This window comes from Pseudomonas syringae, from assembly GCF_002157375.1.
Classification (GTDB): domain Bacteria; phylum Pseudomonadota; class Gammaproteobacteria; order Pseudomonadales; family Pseudomonadaceae; genus Aquipseudomonas; species Aquipseudomonas syringae_T.
The window spans coordinates 1-17,738 of record NZ_MTSA01000029.1; the positions used below are offsets into that span (position 1 = coordinate 1).

At 59.3% G+C, this 17,738-nt stretch carries 17 protein-coding genes; 10 read left to right on the plus strand and 7 right to left on the minus strand.

Annotation, left to right across the window (positions count from 1 at the left end; translation table 11 throughout):
- Positions 1 to 516 precede the first annotated feature (516 nt).
- A complete protein-coding gene (locus tag BW686_RS24710) occupies positions 517 to 939 on the minus strand; it encodes a DUF1810 domain-containing protein (protein ID WP_084920503.1) in 423 nt (140 codons plus the stop codon).
- 86 nt (positions 940 to 1,025) lie between these two features.
- On the opposite strand from BW686_RS24710, the gene BW686_RS24715 reads away from it, so the two are divergent.
- The 5 genes from BW686_RS24715 to BW686_RS24735 all read left to right on the plus strand — a co-directional run bounded on the left by BW686_RS24715 (position 1,026) and on the right by BW686_RS24735 (position 7,122).
- Positions 1,026 to 2,837 (plus strand): ABC transporter ATP-binding protein, encoded by a 1,812-nt coding sequence (locus BW686_RS24715; RefSeq protein ID WP_084920506.1) that lies wholly within the window; start codon positions 1,026 to 1,028, stop codon positions 2,835 to 2,837.
- Positions 2,838 to 2,923: 86 nt separating this feature from the next.
- Positions 2,924 to 3,961: an NADP(H)-dependent aldo-keto reductase gene (locus BW686_RS24720; RefSeq protein ID WP_084920509.1), complete on the plus strand. Its 1,038-nt coding sequence runs from the start codon at positions 2,924 to 2,926 to the stop codon at positions 3,959 to 3,961.
- Positions 3,962 to 4,043: 82 nt separating this feature from the next.
- The gene (locus tag BW686_RS24725; protein ID WP_084920512.1) at positions 4,044 to 4,844 is read left to right on the plus strand and encodes an SDR family oxidoreductase; all 801 of its coding nucleotides are present in this window, start codon (positions 4,044 to 4,046) and stop codon (positions 4,842 to 4,844) included.
- Complete coding sequence (locus BW686_RS24730) at positions 4,837 to 6,663, plus strand: glycoside hydrolase family 15 protein (RefSeq protein ID WP_084920515.1); 1,827 nt, start codon at positions 4,837 to 4,839, stop codon at positions 6,661 to 6,663. The genes BW686_RS24725 and BW686_RS24730 overlap by 8 nt, the downstream gene beginning before the upstream one ends.
- Positions 6,664 to 6,897: 234 nt before the next feature.
- Positions 6,898 to 7,122, plus strand: a complete 225-nt coding sequence (locus BW686_RS24735) for a DUF6555 family protein (protein WP_005893272.1) — start codon at positions 6,898 to 6,900, stop codon at positions 7,120 to 7,122.
- Positions 7,123 to 7,154: 32 nt separating this feature from the next.
- Here BW686_RS24735 and BW686_RS24740 read toward each other — a convergent pair whose 3' ends face one another.
- Positions 7,155 to 8,573 carry an MFS transporter gene (locus BW686_RS24740; protein WP_084920518.1) on the minus strand — a complete coding sequence of 473 codons (1,419 nt, stop codon included), beginning with the start codon at positions 8,571 to 8,573 and terminating at the stop codon, positions 7,155 to 7,157.
- Between the two features lie 416 nt (positions 8,574 to 8,989).
- Between BW686_RS24740 and BW686_RS26700 the strand changes: the two genes are divergently transcribed.
- From BW686_RS26700 to BW686_RS24750, 3 genes are all read left to right on the plus strand, one after another.
- Positions 8,990 to 9,364 (plus strand): hypothetical protein, encoded by a 375-nt coding sequence (locus BW686_RS26700; protein WP_143514219.1) that lies wholly within the window; start codon positions 8,990 to 8,992, stop codon positions 9,362 to 9,364.
- Between the two features lie 355 nt (positions 9,365 to 9,719).
- On the plus strand, positions 9,720 to 11,027 hold the full coding sequence (locus BW686_RS24745) for an Nramp family divalent metal transporter (RefSeq protein WP_179149379.1): 1,308 nt from the start codon (positions 9,720 to 9,722) through the stop codon (positions 11,025 to 11,027).
- Between the two features lie 61 nt (positions 11,028 to 11,088).
- The gene (locus tag BW686_RS24750; RefSeq protein ID WP_084920524.1) at positions 11,089 to 12,540 is read left to right on the plus strand and encodes an MFS transporter; all 1,452 of its coding nucleotides are present in this window, start codon (positions 11,089 to 11,091) and stop codon (positions 12,538 to 12,540) included.
- Positions 12,541 to 12,544: 4 nt separating this feature from the next.
- Here BW686_RS24750 and BW686_RS24755 read toward each other — a convergent pair whose 3' ends face one another.
- From BW686_RS24755 to BW686_RS24775, 5 genes are all read right to left on the minus strand, one after another.
- Positions 12,545 to 12,742, minus strand: a complete 198-nt coding sequence (locus BW686_RS24755) for a hypothetical protein (RefSeq protein ID WP_084920527.1) — start codon at positions 12,740 to 12,742, stop codon at positions 12,545 to 12,547.
- Positions 12,743 to 12,887: 145 nt separating this feature from the next.
- On the minus strand, positions 12,888 to 13,091 hold the full coding sequence (locus tag BW686_RS24760; RefSeq protein WP_084920530.1) for a hypothetical protein: 204 nt from the start codon (positions 13,089 to 13,091) through the stop codon (positions 12,888 to 12,890).
- Between the two features lie 63 nt (positions 13,092 to 13,154).
- The gene (locus BW686_RS24765; RefSeq protein ID WP_179149378.1) at positions 13,155 to 13,643 is read right to left on the minus strand and encodes a DUF3828 domain-containing protein; all 489 of its coding nucleotides are present in this window, start codon (positions 13,641 to 13,643) and stop codon (positions 13,155 to 13,157) included.
- Between the two features lie 249 nt (positions 13,644 to 13,892).
- A complete protein-coding gene (locus BW686_RS24770) occupies positions 13,893 to 14,201 on the minus strand; it encodes an RcnB family protein (protein ID WP_084920536.1) in 309 nt (102 codons plus the stop codon).
- Between the two features lie 100 nt (positions 14,202 to 14,301).
- Entirely contained in the window at positions 14,302 to 15,159 is an 858-nt protein-coding gene (locus tag BW686_RS24775; protein WP_084920539.1) for an SDR family oxidoreductase, read from the minus strand.
- An 88-nt stretch (positions 15,160 to 15,247) separates the two neighbouring features.
- Here BW686_RS24775 and BW686_RS24780 point away from each other — a divergent pair, with 88 nt between their 5' ends.
- Both BW686_RS24780 and mrdA read left to right on the plus strand, forming a co-directional pair.
- Positions 15,248 to 15,676 carry a winged helix-turn-helix transcriptional regulator gene (locus tag BW686_RS24780; protein WP_084920541.1) on the plus strand — a complete coding sequence of 143 codons (429 nt, stop codon included), beginning with the start codon at positions 15,248 to 15,250 and terminating at the stop codon, positions 15,674 to 15,676.
- Positions 15,677 to 15,814: 138 nt separating this feature from the next.
- A complete protein-coding gene (mrdA, locus tag BW686_RS24785; RefSeq protein ID WP_084920544.1) occupies positions 15,815 to 17,704 on the plus strand; it encodes a penicillin-binding protein 2 in 1,890 nt (629 codons plus the stop codon).
- Positions 17,705 to 17,738: the final 34 nt, after the last annotated feature.

Below are 17,738 nucleotides of genomic sequence, written 5' to 3' on the forward strand. Positions count from 1 at the left end.
GCCTCGCGAAAATGCTTTAGATGTGCTTTTCAACCACGATGGCACTGGCGACGCAGAGTGCGACGTAAGTGACGGCTGAGCGCTGACGCTGATCCGGGGGATGCTCGGCAGGACGCCGAGCAAGCCGCACCGGGCCATGGATGGCCCGTTGCGGCGACCGCCGGATCAGTGTCAGGGCGAAGGAACCCGACGAAGTCGGGCCGGAAACGGAGCCAGGATTTTGCTTACTTTGATCCCTCAAAGTAAGGCGCCGTAAGGGCGCAAACGTGACCTGAGTCAGACGCAAATACCACTGACATCGCAAAACCGCTGTGTGACGCGGAGCGTCACGAACTGCATACCGACGCGGAGCGTCGGCACGATAGTCAGAGTCAGACGCAAATACCACTGACACCGCAAAACCGCTGTGTGACGCGGAGCGTCACGAACTGCATGCCGACGCGGAGCGTCGGCACGATAATCAGCGTCAGACGCAAATACCACTGACACCGCAAAACCGCTGTGTAACGCACAGCGTCACGAAAGGCGCCTCACCGTCATCGCATCCCGCTCACCCTCGAAAAACGTATCCAGCACCTCCTGAAATACCGGCCGGTCAGGCGCAGCGATGGCGAACAGCGTCATACTCGAGTGCAACTTCATATCATCCGGCGAACCGAACATCTGCCGCGCCGTACGTCCCACCTGAGGCACAATAATACTCGCGCACTGCTCCAGACGCGTTCCGAGCAGCGGGTGTTGCAGGTAGGCGCGGGCTTCATCCAGATCGCTGATGGCGTAACGTTGCGCCATATCACTATGGCCCAGCCCCTGAATCTGCGGAAACACGAACCACATCCAGTGACTGCGCTTGTGTCCCGCCTCAAGCTCGGTCAACACCTGTTGGAACACCAACTGCTGAGCGTTGACAAAGCGTTGCAGGTTGTAAGCATCGTTCATGATGACCGTCCTGTTTTTTAACGAACCTGTGGTCGTATGATGGCCGCCCGGCACGGGGGTTCGACCTGTCTCCAGAGTTTTTGCGTATGCCCGTCTTCAAACGCTTCACCCTTTTCATGCAACAAGCCTTGCGGGCCATGCACCTGGTCTGGACCACTTCCCGCGGCTTGTCCGTCGGACTGATTCTGGCGACGCTCGTTGCTGGCCTGTTGCCCGCACTGGCCGCCTGGTTGGGGCAGCGCATCGTCGACGCTGTCGTCGCCGCGATGCAGTTGCATGCCAGCGCTGGCGAAGCGCCTCTGTGGCCAGTGTTGCGCTACGTACTGTTCGAGGCCGGCGTACTGGCGCTGCTGGCCGGCGCGCAACGGGCGTTATCGGTGCAACAGGCGTTGCTGCGAGTGTTGCTGGGGCAGAAGGTCAACACGTTGATTCTGGAGAAGGCCCAGACATTGTCGCTGTCGCAGTTCGAAGACTCGGAGTTCTACGACAAGCTGGTGCGAGTCCGGCGTGAGGCTTCGACCCGTCCGCTGGCGCTCGTGACCAAATCGCTGGGCTTGCTGCAAAATTTCATTTCGCTGATCAGCTTTGCCGTGCTGTTGGTGCATTTCTCGCCGTGGGCGTTGCTGATTCTGGTGGTGGGGGCGTTGCCGGTGTTCTTCGCTGAGGCGCACTTTTCCGGTGATGCGTTTCGCCTGTTTACCCGCCGTGCCCCGGAAACCCGTCGGCAGAACTACATTGAAACGCTGCTTTCCCACGAAGGCTATATCAAGGAGGTCAAGCTGTTCGGCTTCGCGCCGCTGCTGCTTCAGCGCTATCGCGAGACTTTCGAGCGGCTGTATGCCGAAGACCGCCGCCTGACCCTGCGCCGTGATGGCTGGGGCTTTCTGCTGGGCCTGCTGGGCACGGCTTCGTTCTATCTGGCGTATGCCTGGGTGGTGATCGATGCGGTACACGGGCGGATCACCCTTGGTCAGATGACCATGTACCTGGTGCTGTTCAAGCAGGGGCAGGCGGCGGTCAGCAGCAGCCTCAGCGCGATCAGCGGTTTGTATGAGGACGGTCTGTACCTGGCCGATCTGTACGTATACCTCAGCCAGCCGGTCTCGCCACCGACCGGCAGCCTGACGCAGGGCGCGTTGCCCGGTGACGGCATGCGTTTCGAAAATGTGAGCTTCACCTACCCAGGCACCAGCCGCCCGGCGCTGGAACACATCGACTTGCACCTGGCCCCCGGCCGCAGCGTGGCGCTGGTGGGCGAAAACGGTTCCGGCAAGACCACCCTGATCAAGCTGCTGACACGCCTGTATCGACCCGATCAAGGCCGGATCCTGCTGGATGGCAGCGACTTGCAGGAATGGGACGAAAATGCGCTGCGCTCGCGGGTCGGCGTGATCTTTCAGGACTTCATCCGCTATCAGTTTCTGGTCGGCGAAAACCTCGGCGTCGGCGACACCCACGCGTTCCACGATGAAAACCGTTGGCGCGAAGCGGCAGCGCAGGGCATGGCTGCGCAGTTCATCGAGCAGCTCGACAAGGGCTACGCCACGCAATTGGGCCGCTGGTTCGCAGGCGGACAAGAGCTGTCTGGCGGGCAATGGCAAAAGATTGCCTTGTCACGTGCCTACATGCGTCGCGACGCCGACATCCTGATTCTCGACGAGCCGACTGCTGCGCTGGATGCGGGCGCGGAAGCGGCCGTGTTCGACCATTTCCGCGAATACGCCAAGGGCCGTATGACGCTGCTGATTTCCCATCGTTTTTCCAGCGTGCGCAATGCCGAGCACATTGTGGTGCTGGAGCACGGGCGGGTGCTGGAACGCGGTGATCATGACAGCCTGATTGCCGCCGCCGGGCGGTATGCCGCGCTGTTCGATCTTCAGGCGCAGGGTTATCGCTAAATAAAAAATGTTGCAGTGAGTGACCAGTCGGCGTTTTATGGGGACCCTGTTTCACGTCGTATTTTTTGAATCAAACGGAGACATCGATGCAATTTCGTAAATTGGGCAAAACCGACCTGTCGGTCAGCGCGATCTGCCTGGGCACCATGACCTGGGGCGAGCAGAACACCCAGGATGAAGCATTCGAACAGATTCGTATGGCCAAAGACGCCAGGGTCAACTTCCTCGACACCGCCGAAATGTACCCGGTGCCGCCGCGCGGCGAGACCTACACCAAGACCGAAAGCATCATCGGCGAGTACTTCAAGAAGTACGGCGACCGCAGTGACTGGGTGCTGGCCAGCAAAGTGGCCGGCCCTGGCCGCATGGACCATATTCGCGATGGCAATCCACGCCTGGACCGCAAGAACATCACCGCAGCGCTGGAGGCCAGCCTCAAGCGCCTGAACACCGATTACCTGGACCTGTACCAGTTGCACTGGCCGGACCGCAAGACCAACTTCTTCGGTGTGCTGGGCTATACCCATGACCCGGATGATCAGGCCGTCGACATCGAAGAAACCCTGTCGGTGCTGGGTGATCTGGTCAAGGCAGGCAAGGTTCGCCATATCGGGCTGTCCAACGAAACGCCGTGGGGCACCCAGCGCTTTCTGCAGCTTGCCGAAAGCCTTGATCTGCCGCGTGCGGTGTCGATCCAGAACCCCTACAACCTGCTCAACCGCACCTTTGAAGTCGGTCTGGCAGAAATCGCCATTCGCGAACAGATCGGCTTGCTGGCGTACTCGCCTCTGGCGTTTGGTGTGCTGGCCGGCAAGTACCTCAACGGCGCTCGCCCGGCCGATGGACGCCTGACCCTGTTTGAGCGTTTTCAGCGTTACAACAACCCGCAGGCCGTCAGCGCGACCGAAAAATATGTCGCGCTGGCCCGCGAGCATGGCCTGGACCCTTCGCAAATGGCACTGGCGTACGTCACCAGTCGCCCGTTCGTGACCAGCAACATCATCGGCGCCACCAGGCTGGATCAACTAGAGATCAACCTGCAAAGCATCGACTTCACGCTGTCCGACGAGGTGATCGCCGGCATCGAGGCCATTCATACCTCGCAACCCAATCCGGCGCCGTAACCTGAACCATGAATAAGCTGCACTGAACTTCTTTTCAGCCTCGCCAGTCAGCACTAATACGCTTACTCCGAGGCTGAATTCGATGCACATCTCACTCAAGCAACAAGTCGCAATCGTCACCGGAGCCAGTTCCGGTCTGGGGGCCGGTGCCGCAAGGGCGCTGGCCGATGCCGGTGCCGCCGTGGTCATCAACTACAACTCCAAGGCTGAGCCTGCCGAAAAGCTGGCCGAAGACATTCGTGCTGCGGGCGGCCGCGCCCTGGCTGTCGGGGCCGACGTGTCGAAAGAGGAAGATGTCGAGCGGATGTTTGCCCAGACCATCGAGCACTTCGGTGCGCTGGATATTCTGGTTGCCAATTCCGGGCTGCAAAAAGACGCTTCCATCGTCGACATGAGCCTGGACGACTGGAACACCGTCATCAACGTCAACCTGACCGGCCAGTTTCTTTGTGCTCGCGCGGCGTTGCGGCAATTCATCAAGCAAGGCATGCGCCCTGACGTATCGCGGGCGATGGGCAAGATCATTCACATGAGTTCGGTCCATCAGTTGATTCCCTGGGCCGGCCACGTCAATTACGCGGCGTCCAAGGGGGGTGTCGATCTGCTGATGCGCAGCATCGCCCAGGAAGTCGGCGAACTGAAGATTCGGGTCAACAGTGTTGCGCCGGGCGCCATTCGCACGCCGATCAACGCCGACGCCCGCAAAGGCGATGCCGAAAAGGAGATGCTCAAGCTGATTCCCTACGGTCGCATCGGTGAGCCGGAAGATGTCGCCAACGCAGTCCTGTGGCTGGCGTCCGACGCGTCGGATTATGTTCACGGCACCACGCTGTTCATCGACGGTGGCATGACCCTCTATCCGGAGTTCCGTGGCAATGGCTGACTTTCCGCAAGAGGCGCAGAACCGAATCGAGAATCACGGCATCATCGGCGACATGCGCAGTGCCGCGCTGATCGCCGACACGGGCAGTATCGACTTCTGCTGCTGGCCGGATTTCGACAGCCCGTCGATCTTCACCGCGCTGCTGGACACCCCGAACGCCGGGATTTTCCAGCTGGCGCCGGATTTGCCTGACGCGCGCCGTTTGCAGATTTATCTGCCTGACACCAATGTGCTGCAAACCCGCTGGATTTCCGAGCAGGCAGTCGTGGAAGTGACCGATCTGATGCCGATTGGCGAAGATCAGGACGACCTGCCCCGCATCGTACGACGTGTCCAGGTGCGTTTTGGCGAGGCGACGATTCGCATGCGCTGCCGGGTGCGGATGGATTACAGCCGTGCCGACACTGCCGCGCGTCTTGACGGCCAAGACGTCTGTTTCGAAGCCGAAGGGCAACCGGGCATGCGCTTGTCGGCGGCGACGCCGTTGCAGCTGGATAAGAACGACGCTGTGGCTGAGTTTCACATGCAGAAAGGCCAGACCATCGAGTTCATTCTGGGCGGTGTCGACGACCCGAATGTGGCGGCAGGCAAGTGTTCGCGTTACTTCGACGATACCCTGACGTTCTGGCGGCGCTGGGCCGGGCAGTCGCAATACAAAGGCCGCTGGCGTGAAATGGTCACCCGTTCGGCGCTGGCGCTCAAGTTGCTGACCTCCCGCAAGCACGGCGGCATCGTCGCAGCGGCCACGTTCGGTCTGCCTGAAACCGAGGGCGGCGAGCGTAACTGGGATTACCGGTACACCTGGATCCGCGACGCATCGTTCACCGTTTATGCGTTCATGCGCCTGGGTTACACCGATGAAGCCAATGCGTTCATGGGCTGGGTGCGTGAGCGGCTGGATGAGTGCTGCGAACAGACCGAAAAACTCGGCATTCTGTATGCCCTCGACGGCCATGCAGAACTGCCCGAAGAGCACCTTGATCATTTGTCCGGTTACGGCGGCGCCCAGCCGGTGCGGATCGGCAACGAAGCGTACACGCAGGTACAGCTGGATATATACGGCGAACTGATGGACGCCGTTTACCTGGCCAACAAGTACGGGGACGCGATCTCCCACGACGGCTGGAAACACGTGGTGCGCCAGGTCGATTACGTGTGCGAGCACTGGAACGACCGCGACGTGGGCATCTGGGAAATGCGCGGTGGCGATCAGCATTTTCTGCACTCGCGGCTAATGTGCTGGGTGGCGCTCGACCGGGCGCTGCGCCTGGCCTTCAAGCGTTCGCTGTCCGGGCCGTTCGAGCGCTGGAACAAGGTGCGCGAAGAGATCCAGAACGACATCTGGGAAAACTTCTGGAACGAAGAGCTGGGGCACTTCGTGCAGCACAAGGGCAGTCGAAATCTGGATGCGTCCATGCTGTTGATGCCGCTGGTGCGCTTTGTCGGCGCCAACGATCCCAAGTGGCTGGCGACGCTGGACGCCATCGAAGCGGCGCTGGTGCGCGACGGGATGGTCTTCCGCTATCGCAACGACGACGATCATGATGACGGCCTGGAGGGTGAAGAGGGCGCCTTCGTGGCCTGTTCGTTCTGGTACGTCGAATGCCTGGCCCGGGCCGGGCGGGTCGAGCAGGCGCATCTGGAGTTCGAGCAACTGTTGCGTTACGCCAACCCGCTGGGGCTGTATGCCGAAGAGTTCGACAGCCATGCCCGTCATCTGGGCAATACACCACAGGCCTTGAGCCATCTGGCGCTGATCAGCGCGGCCAGTTTTCTGGACCGCAAGCTGGGCGGCGGGCAGGCGCTCTGGCAGCCTTGAGTGCAGTGAACGTGGATGAATGAGCGCTGCACATCCTCCGTATTCGGGTCACTGGCGGCGTAAAACGTGCCCCGGCGCCTGTTCTTCCAGCGGGTCATCATTCGCCCAGGAGGGCGGATGATTGGCTGGCGAGCGATGGACGCTGGTCGTGCAAAGAGAAAAAAGAGGGAATTTTTCGGCAACAGTTCGTGTCACCTATACTCAAGCCACTGCTGAAAAAGGATCAGGCTTTCAATGGCACTTCCAAAGCATTACCGCATTGATTATCTGTTAAACGGTTCGTTCAAGAGCTTTTACATACGCACCGAGAACATGGATAACGCAGAGGCGTGGCACCACGCGAGTGTGGATGCAGGCCTCGCACGTATTCCTAAATACCGACTGGAGAAGGTTCAGCGCGTCTCCAAACCCTACGCTGAACACTTCGGTGTCACTGACGTGGAGTGGGCTCAGGCCTGAGCCACTCCACGGTTTATTGTCACCGCTTTATGTCAGCGGTGGGTTATCTGCTCCAGCGCCAGGTTGCGTGTGCGCGGTCCGAAACGACCGATCGTGATGATCACGATCAACATGCTGCTGACGATAAATGCCAGCACCCCCGGCGTGCCGAAATGGTCGAGAAAGATGCCGACCAGCAGGCTGCTGAACACGGTGGACAGGCGACTGAACGAGTAGCAAAAGCCGACCGCCCGGGCGCGGATGTTCGTCGGAAACAGCTCACCCTGATACGAGTGGTAACTGAAGCTCAGCCATGCGTTGCAGAACGTGATCATGATCCCGCAGAAGATTAATCCGACTGCACTGGTCTGAAACGCGAACAGGCTACCGAAAATCATTGCGCCCAGCGCCGAGCCCACGATCTGCCATTTGTTTTCAAACCTATTGGCAAACTTCACGAACAGCAACGGGCCCAGTGGATACGCCAGCGTAATGACAAATGCATATCCCAGGCTGTGGGTGACACTGACGCCTTGACCGGTCAGCAGGGCGGGCAGCCAGTTGCCGAAACCAAAAAAGCCTATTGCCTGGAAAATGTGAAACACCACCAGCATCAGTGCGCGACGGCGGTAAGGTGGTTGCCACATATCGGCAAAGCGTCCCTTGCCCTCGACTGCAACGATTTCCGGCTCTGGTTGGTCTAGCGGTTTGCCATGCTGTTTCGCGCAGCGTGCTTCAAGGGTGTCCATGATCCGTTCGGCTTCATCGAAGCGACCCTGTTGCGCCAGCCAGCGTGGCGACTCGGGGAGCGCGGAGCGCAGCCACCAGACAAACAGCGCGAACACGGCGCTGCTGATGACCACCCAGCGCCAGCCGGAAAAGCCGAACGGGTCTTGCGGCACCAGCCACCACGACATCAGTGCGACACAGGGCACCGACAAAAACTGGATGAAAAATGCGAAAGCGAAGGCTGAACTGCGGATGCGTTTGGGTACCAGTTCTGACAGATACGTGTCGATGGTCACCAGTTCGACCCCAAGACCAATGCCCACCACGAAGCGCATGCCTATCACGCCCAGCGCAGAAGTTTGCAGGCCCATGATCACGGTGGCAACGGTGTACCAGATCAGCGCAAAAGTAAAAATCGCACGGCGACCGAAACGATCGGCGATCGGGCTAAGCAGGCTGGCACCGAAGAACAGACCGAGAAAAGTGGCCGAGGCAAAGGCTGCTTGATCAGAGAAGCCGAACAGGCCCTGACTGCCGGTGGCGAAGATGCCCTCGCGGATCAGACCCGGGCTGATATACGCAGTCTGAAACAGATCATAAAGCTCGAAAAATCCGGCGATGGACAGTAGCGCGACCAGTCGCCAGATGCCCGCAACCGCAGGCAATCTGTCGATGCGCGCCGATATATAAGCTGCACGCAACGGTTCATTCGCAGCAGTGCCCGTCTGTTGGGAAGGATTCATCAGTGGCCATCCTGAGTTCTTGTTGGAGACTGGATGGTACGCCTTACACTTGGCAATGATTAGCGTCGAGTGCGTTTATCAGCTGTTTGTGGATGAATAATTGTTTAGTTTGCAGCATTGTTGAGTATTTATTTCACTTCAGCTTGAGTGGTGGCAAATTATTGGGTTGTCTGTCACCTAGGCAGATCAGACGGCAGGCACGCAATACAGTCCGCAATCTCAGCCCTGGTGTCTGGCATGTCATCTGTCGGATCACCGAATCATGGGCGTCAACGCCAGGATCCTCCGCTACGCTGAACTCAAGGGTATGCGCAGCATTGGAAGTTGAATCCGCACGGCGGCGATAGCGTGCGTCGTTCGAGATGGCATTACCTGAGACAGCGTTGATAGTTGAACTTAATGACAAGGATGTTGATATGTTGAACTTTAAGAAAAAGACGGGTTTGGTCTGTGCTTCATTGTGTCTGTGTTTTCCGCTCATGGCCTCGGCCGCCAGCTTTCAGGACACCAAAGTCACCGTAAAGTTAGATGGGAATGTCGTGAGTAACATGGATGTCCCGGGTCACACTGAGCAAATTAGTAGTTTCTCTATCCACCGGTCATCCCGGTACAGTGGTGGCCATATTGCTTATGCAGGAAATATTGATAACCACCCGGTCAATACACCTTATACCATCACGCGCGTGCCGCCCCAATCCGCACAGGCAGGGTCTTATCTGGATACCCTTGTCATAATTCAAGGTGTCTCCAAGAATGGTGCTCGAAGTAAGTCATGGAGCAATCAACCCTGACAGTGCGGGTGGCTGCCGCTTTTCTGAAGGGGCTAAAGGTATCTTTAAGCGTTCTTGATACTTGGGCAGCGTGACTTTCGTTGTGACGGTTGTAAAAATTGCAGCCAGGCAGATACGGACGTTAAGCCGGTCATTTGACGTGCAATGATCGGCTTATCAAGTTGGACAACCTATCGGAATGATTGGGCCGCTGACTCGTTCTGAGACGGAATTTCCGCAAGAACCCGGAAAGAATACATCCTTCCTGTCACAGAAAAGACCGGGTTGATTTCAGCTTACATGTATCAACATGTGTCGCAAAACCTTAGGATGAGGTTCTTCATTCTTTTGCCGACGGGTTCCCGTGACGTACAAACTGCCCAACACAGCTACCGCTCCGTTTTGCCCATCGGCGACCAGTGATAGCGTTGTCATCCCGCCCAATGCGTCGCTGCTGCGCAAAATGATGTTATTCGTCGGCCCCGGGTTGCTGATATCCATCGGCTACATGGACCCCGGCAATTGGGCGACGGCCATTGAGGCAGGCTCGCGTTTCGGTTATGCATTGCTGTTTGTGGTGGTGTTGGCCAGCTTGTCGGGCATGGTGCTGCAAAATCTCTGCTCGCGTCTGGGCATCGCTACCGGTCGTGATCTGGCGCAGTTGTCTGCCGCTCGCTACAGCCGTAACGTTGCCAAAGGCCAGTGGCTGCTGGCAGAGCTGTCGATCATCGCCACCGATCTGGCAGAAGTGCTGGGCGCTGCCTTGGCGTTTCACCTGCTGCTGGGCGTTTCCATCACCACCGGCGTGGCGCTGACCGCTTTCGATACGCTGATCGTGCTGGCCTTGCAAGGTGCCAACTTTCGACGCCTCGAAGCCATTGTGCTGGGGCTGATTGCGACCATCGCCAGTTGCTTCGCCGTCGAACTGATTCTGATCAAGCCGTTCTGGCCGGATGTCTTTGCCGGGCTGAAACCCAGTTGGGATGTACTGAGCAGTCAGGAACCGCTGTACATCGCCATCGGCATTCTCGGTGCCACGGTCATGCCGCATAACCTTTATCTGCACTCTTCGGTGGTGCAGACCCGGGTCAACGGTACGGACGTCGCCAGCAAGGCCAGTGCCATTCGTTATGCGCGACTGGACACCATCGGTTCGTTGAGCCTGGCGCTGCTGATCAACGCCGCGATTCTGATCCTCGCTGCCGCGGCGTTTCACAAGACCGGCCACACTGAGGTGGTCGAGATTCAGGACGCCTATCACCTGCTGGACCCGCTGGTGGGTGGCGCCATCGCCAGCGTGCTGTTCGGCGTTGCGTTGCTGGCGGCAGGGCAGAGTTCGACGTTTACCGGCACCATCGCCGGGCAAGTGGTGCTGGAAGGCTTTCTGCAGGCAAAAATCCCCTGCTGGCAGCGCCGCCTCATCACCCGTGCGCTCGCGTTGATCCCGGCCTTGATCGGGGTGATCTGGCTGGGAGACGGTTCGGTGGGCAAGATGCTGGTGCTCAGCCAGGTGGTATTGAGCCTGCAACTGCCGTTTGCGCTATGGCCGCTCATTCGCTTCACCAGTGATCCGCAACTGATGGGGCCGTTCGTGAACAGTCGGCTGGTCAAAACAGTGGCATGGGGGTTGTTTGGCCTGATCTCGGCGGCCAATCTGGCGCTGATGTGGTTCTGGATCAGCTGAACTCGGCCGAATTCAGCGACTCTCAACCCTGACATCAACGTCAGTCCTGGGGAGCCCGGAGATGAACACGAACCGTGACAATGGAGCAGTGTTCGAAACTGATTTGCCTGCCCGTCTGGACCGTTTGCCGTGGGGGCGTTTTCATACCTTGCTGGTCGTGGCGTTGGGCATTACCTGGCTGCTCGACGGTCTGGAAGTGACCCTCGCCGGTTCGGTCGCAGGGGCCTTGAAGGCCAGCCCGGCACTCAATCTCAGCAACAGTGACATCGGCCTTGCGGGTGCCGCTTATATCGCCGGTGCCGTGCTGGGCGCGCTGTTCTTTGGCTGGCTGGCCGACCGTCTCGGGCGTCGCAAGCTGTTCTTCATCACCCTCCTGCTGTACGTCGGCGCTACCGCTGCGACGGCGTTTTCCTTCAGTTTCTGGAGTTTCATGCTGTTCCGGTTTCTGACTGGCATGGGCATCGGCGGCGAATACACGGCAATCAACTCCACCATCCAGGAATTCACACCGGCCCGTTACCGTGGCTGGGTCGACCTGACCATCAACGGCACGTTCTGGCTGGGTGCGGCGTTGGGGGCAATCGGCTCGATTGTGTTGCTCGATCCGCAGTGGCTGGGCGCGGAACTGGGCTGGCGTCTGTGCTTCGGAATTGGCGCGGTGTTGGGGCTGCTGGTGCTGTTGATGCGTTTGTGGCTTCCGGAAAGCCCGCGCTGGCTGTTGATTCACGGCCAGACAGCAGAAGCGACAAGGATCGTCGAACAGATCGAGGCGGATTTGCAGCGTCAGGGCCATACGTTGCCCGCTGCCGAAGGCAAGCCGTTGCGTCTGCATGTGCGCGACCATACCCCGCTCGGTGAAGTCGCCCGAACGCTGCTGGTGACCTTCCGGCAGCGCTCGCTGGTCGGCCTCACACTGCTGACGGCTCAAGCGTTTTTCTACAACGCGATCTTCTTCACCTACGCCTTGGTGCTGACCGACTTTTATGGCGTGCCTGCCGAGCGGGTAGGCTGGTATGTGCTGCCGCTGGCGCTGGGTAACTTTTGCGGGCCGCTGCTGCTCGGCAGGCTGTTCGACGTGATCGGACGGCGGATCATGATCAGCCTGACGTACGGCGTGTCCGGGGTGTTATTGGCCATCAGCGGTTACCTGTTTCAGCAGGGGCTGCTGGACGTGACCCAGCAGGCCATCGCTTGGATGGTAATTTTCTTCTTTGCTTCGGCGGCGGCCAGTTCGGCTTACCTGACTGTGGCCGAAACCTTCCCGCTGGAAATCCGTGCTTTGGCGATTGCGGTGTTTTATGCGTTCGGTACGGGCTTGGGCGGGATGATCGGGCCGACGCTGTTTGGTGAGCTGATCGACACCGGCGAGCGCAGCAATGTGCTGATTGGCTATCTGATCGGGGCGGGGTTGATGCTGCTGGCGGCGTTAGTGCAGTCTGTCTGGGGAGTAGCTGCCGAACGCAAATCGCTGGAGGAAGTGGCGAGGCCGCTGTCGCACGCCGGAGACCGGTAGGCCGTCAGCTGAACACGCCGCGAAGGCCGTCTACTGATGCGCGCAAACCGACGATCCGCTCGCTGACTTCTCGGGCTTCGTGCGGGCGAGACGTACGTTCAAGGTACAACAGGTGCCCGGCCATGTTGGCCGAGACGCGTTCAAGGTCGTCGGCGGTGCGCTGTACGTAGGCCTGGATGTCTTTCAACTGCTCGATCTGCACGGATGTTCCCCAGTAGGTCGCATCCGAGCGCACTAGCTTGATAAATGGGCGGCTCCATTGAGCCTGCCCACACAATTTGTCGGCAACCTGAATAGATTTCTTTAATGCCTGGCTTAAATAAATTTATCAGGCAGCAGCGGCCCCGCTAATCTTCATCGTGTTCGTCCTGTTCCGTGTAGGAATCCAGCAACTCGGCCAGGGCCAGGGTGCGGTCCAGCCCGCTTCGGCTGGACATGATGTCAGCGACTGCTTGCGTGGCGGCGACTCTGGCCGCTTCGCGCTCGGCATCGGTGTTATTGGGCGTGGCAGCTTGCGCAGCCTCAATAATCGATTGCTCAAAGGTATTCATGATGCTCGCTCTTGGGGTTCAGGTAGCTGTGATACCGAGAAAGATGAATTGTTTCAAGGGCGATCAGTCACCTTCGTAGGGAAATTCCTCAAGTGTTTGCATCAGCGCAACGCCTTGAGGCCCTTGCATGTTGTCCAGCACCCAGCAACTGTTGGCATTTTTGGTCAGCAGCAGACGTGTCGTCTGGCTGGTGACCGGCTGCTGAGGCGCGTCCTTGTAACCCAGGTTGTAGGTCATCTCGACCACCGCCTGCTTATCGGAATTGGACACCAGCTTCCAGTCGATCGGCTTTTGCACGTCCCCTTCCTGTGCGTCGGTCCACGGGTTGGCGCTGACCGCACACTGATCACCGTTCTGACAGGCCCAGTCTTTCTTCAGCAGGCTCAATAAGGGCTTGGACAGGTAGTCGGCGCTGCCTTTGCCATTCGCGTAAAAATCCTGATGCTTTTCATAGATCCAGCGTGCGGTGTCAACCGGGCTTGCGGCGGGGCAGGCGGCGTGCGCGGTGGATGACAGCAGGCAGGCGAAGGCGATGGCAACGGTTCTGGACATGGAACAGGCTCGCAGAGAAGGTGGCAGAGATATTACAGGCAGATGCCACTTCATTTGTAAGCCATGCGGACAAAAAAGCAACGGTTTTACGCTGTGCGCCAGACGGTCAGATCAATGACGCGGTATCCAGGGCGATTTCTTTCAATGTAACGAGGGACTCTTAACGGATGCAGCAGAGCGGCGCGCATCATGCAGAGTGTCTCTCCGGCATTCTCAGGCGAAACGTGAGAAGCCGGAGACAGAAGCGTTTTACTTCTTGACCGGTACGATGTCCATGATGTTGCCATTGACCTTCTGGAACCGCACGTACTTGTCGTTGATCTTCACCCATTCGCTTTCCTTGGCCGGCTCCTCAAGGCCCTTGCTTTTCCAGTCCTTGACCTCGAGATCGCTGCGGCGGTACTTCTCCGGTACGCGGGAACCCAATTCCAGTTCATGCATGTTGTCCTTGGACTCGGTCACTTTCGGGTCTGGCGTCTCTGCTGCGTGAACCGGCAGGGTGACGGCGGAAAAACAGCCGAGCAAGGTCATGCAGGCGATCAGCGATTTGGTATTCATGTGAAGACTCCCAGTCTTAGGTATCAGGCGGCGGCTTAATGCCTGTCGTCATGACTGGGACCTTCACCGTTTGAAATCATTCGATCGGGTTTGCAGTGGCTCAGTCCTGCAGCGCCTCGGCGACGGTTACCGACAGCGGTGTCGTAGGGCGACCGATCAGGCGGCTCAACTGACGGCTGTCGTCGAACAACGCGCCTTTGGCGGCGGCTGCGTCGGAATCGGCCAGCAGCTGTGCCACGAAATCGGGCAGACCGGCTTGAATCAACGCCGCTTCAAACTCCGGTTGCGGCAGGTTGATGTAAGGCAGGGTTTTGCCCGCCTGCCTGGACAGCTCGGCAGCGAATTCAGTAAGGGTGTAAGACGCGTCGCCCGCCAGTTCGTAAACGCGACCTGTCTGATGCTCTTCAGCGGTCAGCAGCACAGCCGCCGCCTCAGCGTAATCAAGGCGCGAAGCCGAGCTGATGCGGCCTTCGTCGGCGCTGCCCATCACCGCGCCATGCGCCAGCGCTCCCGGCACGCCCGCTGTGTAATTCTCGGTGTACCAGCCATTGCGCAGCAGGGCGAACGGCACGCCGCTGGCGCGCAAGTAGTCCTCGGTCTCACGATGCTCTTTGGCCAGGCCCAGTGCCGAGGTGTCAGCATGCAAGACGCTGGTGTAAGCGAGCAGACCGGCGCCGGCGCGCCTGGCGGCATCGATCACGGCCTGATGCTGCGCAAAGCGCTGGCCTATTTCGCTGGATGAAATCAGCAATACCTTGTCGGCCCCGGCAAACGCGTGGTCCAGAGTCGACGGTTGCGAATAGTCGGCGTGCCGCACCTGAACGCCTTGCGCCGACAGATCGGCAGCCTTTTCCGGGCTGCGCACCGCAGCGATGATCTGCCCGGCAGGGACGCGAGCGAGCAGTTGCTCAATGACGAGGCGGCCAAGCTGGCCAGTGGCACCGGTAACAACGATCATGGCATGAGTCCTTGAATCAGGTTGAAAGGAAGTGCCAGCATAGTCATGATGCTTACCTTTCGTAAGTACGTACAAAAAGGTAAGTGTCATGCCAGAATCTGCCGCTCGTTCATCGTCTGAAACGGTCGAGTCCATGCTGGCCTTCGTGCGCCAGGGGCATGTGCTGGCCTCTGACTGCCCGTCAAGGGTTGTGCTCAACCACGTTTGCAGCCGGTGGGGCGTGTTGGTGCTGGTGGTGCTGCGGGGCGGTGTGCATCGCTTCAGCGAAGTGCGGCGCAAGATCGGCGGGGTCAGCGAGAAAATGCTGGCACAGACCCTTCAGCATCTGGAACAGGACGGCTTCGTCAGCCGCAAATCGCTGCCCGTGGTTCCGCCGCATGTCGAGTATCGATTGACGCCGATGGGGGAAGAAGTTGCCCTGCAGGTTGAAACCCTGGCCACCTGGATCGAGACCAATCTGCCGCGCATCATGCAGGCCCGCGAAGCGTCAGCCGAGGCCCGTACGACGCCGGCCTGAGGCATTTCTGACAGATTTTTCATCTGGCGATCGTCGGCGTAACTGCCTGTCGTCAGCCGCTTCTTGCTATGGTGCGCGCCCGAATATTCATTTACACGTTCAGTTGCACCGATTGCCCTTCATCGAGAAGCTGTAGAAATGCCCAATCCGATTCCCCTGAAAGACCACGAGAAAGAGACGCGGCTGGTCAACCAGCGGCTGATTGCCTGCGCCGTGCTGGTCGGGCTGCTGGCAGCCTGCCTGGTAGCGAGAATGTACTTCCTGCAGGTCACCGAGTTCGACTATCACTCGACCATCTCTGAAAACAACCGCGTCCATGTGCTGCCGATCCCGCCTGAGCGCGGTTTGATCTTCGACCGCAATGGCGAGGTGCTGGCTGACAACCGCCCCAGTTTCAACCTGACCCTGACCCGCGAGCGGGCCGGTGACTGGCACAAGGTGATCGATGAACTGATGACCCTGCTGGAGCTGCCTGATGAAGACCGGATTCTGTTCGACAAGGAGCTGAAACAGGTCCGGCACCCGTTCGAACCCGCGACCCTTCTGTATGAACTGACCGAAGAGCAGATCGCCGTATTGGCGGTCAATCAATACCTGTTGCCGGGCGTGGATGTGGCCGCGCAGTTCGTACGTCACTACCCGCTGGGCGCGCATTTTGCCCACTCGATTGGCTACGTCGGGCGCATCAACGAAAAGGAAGCGGCCCACCTCGACAACGAGTATCGCGGCACCCAATCCATCGGCAAGACGGGCGTCGAACGCTTTTACGAGTCCGAGCTGCACGGCCACGTCGGCTATGAAGAAGTCGAGACCAACGCCCAGGGGCGCGTGTTGCGGGTTTTGAAACACACCGACCCGGTGCCTGGCAAGAACATCACCCTGACCCTGGATGCGCATCTTCAGGCGGCAGCGGAAGAGGCGTTGGGTGATCGTCGCGGTTCGGTGGTGGCGCTGGACCCGGAAACGGGCGAAGTGCTGGCGATGGTCAGTAAGCCGAGCTTCGACCCCAACCTGTTCGTGACCGGCATCAGTTTCAAGCAATATGCCGCGTTGCGCGATTCCATCGACCGGCCGCTGTTCAACCGCGTTCTGCGCGGCCTGTATGCACCAGGCTCGACGGTCAAACCGGAAGTCGCAATTGCGGGTCTCGACAGCGGGGTGGTCAGCGCGTCCACCAAAGTCTTCGACCCCGGTTATTTCCAGCTGCCGGACTTCGATCACAAGTACCGCAACTGGAACCACAGCGGTGACGGCTGGGTGGACATGGACACCGCGATCATGCGTTCCAACGACACCTACTTCTACACCTTGGCGCACAAATTGGGCATCGACCGTCTGCACGACTACATGACCATGTTCGGCATTGGCCAAAAAGTCTCGCTGGACATGTTCGAAGAGTCCGCCGGCCTGATGCCGTCCCGTGAGTGGAAGCGTGCTACGCGCCGCCAGGCCTGGTTCCCGGGTGAAACGGTGATCCTCGGCATCGGTCAGGGTTACATGCAGGTCACGCCGCTGCAACTGGCCCAGGCCACGTCGCTGATCGCCAGTAAAGGCGTCTGGCACCGTCCGCACCTGGCGATGGAAGTGGGCCACGTAGCGCCAGTGGACGAGCACCCGATGCCGAACATCGTGCTGCGTGATCCTAACGACTGGAATCAGGTCAACACCGGCATGCAGATGGTCATGCACGACCCGCGCGGCATCGCCCGCGATGCCGCCAAGGGCGCGCAGTACCGGATCGCCGGCAAAAGCGGCACTGCGCAGGTGGTGGCGATCAAGCAGGGCGAACGCTACAACCGCCTCAAGACCCTTGAGCGAAATCGCGACAACGCTTTGTTCGTCGGTTTTGCCCCGGCCGATCATCCGAAGATCGTGGTGTCGGTCACCATCGAGAACGGCGAGGCGGGCGGCCGGGTTGCAGGTCCGGTGGTGCGGGAGATTCTCGATGCCTGGCTGCTGGACAGCGACGGCAAGCTGAAACCGCAATACGCCGTGCCCACCAAGGCGACGGGCAACCCGCACGCCTGAGCCGTGCCCTCGCAAGCGGCCTGACTGAGCCCTG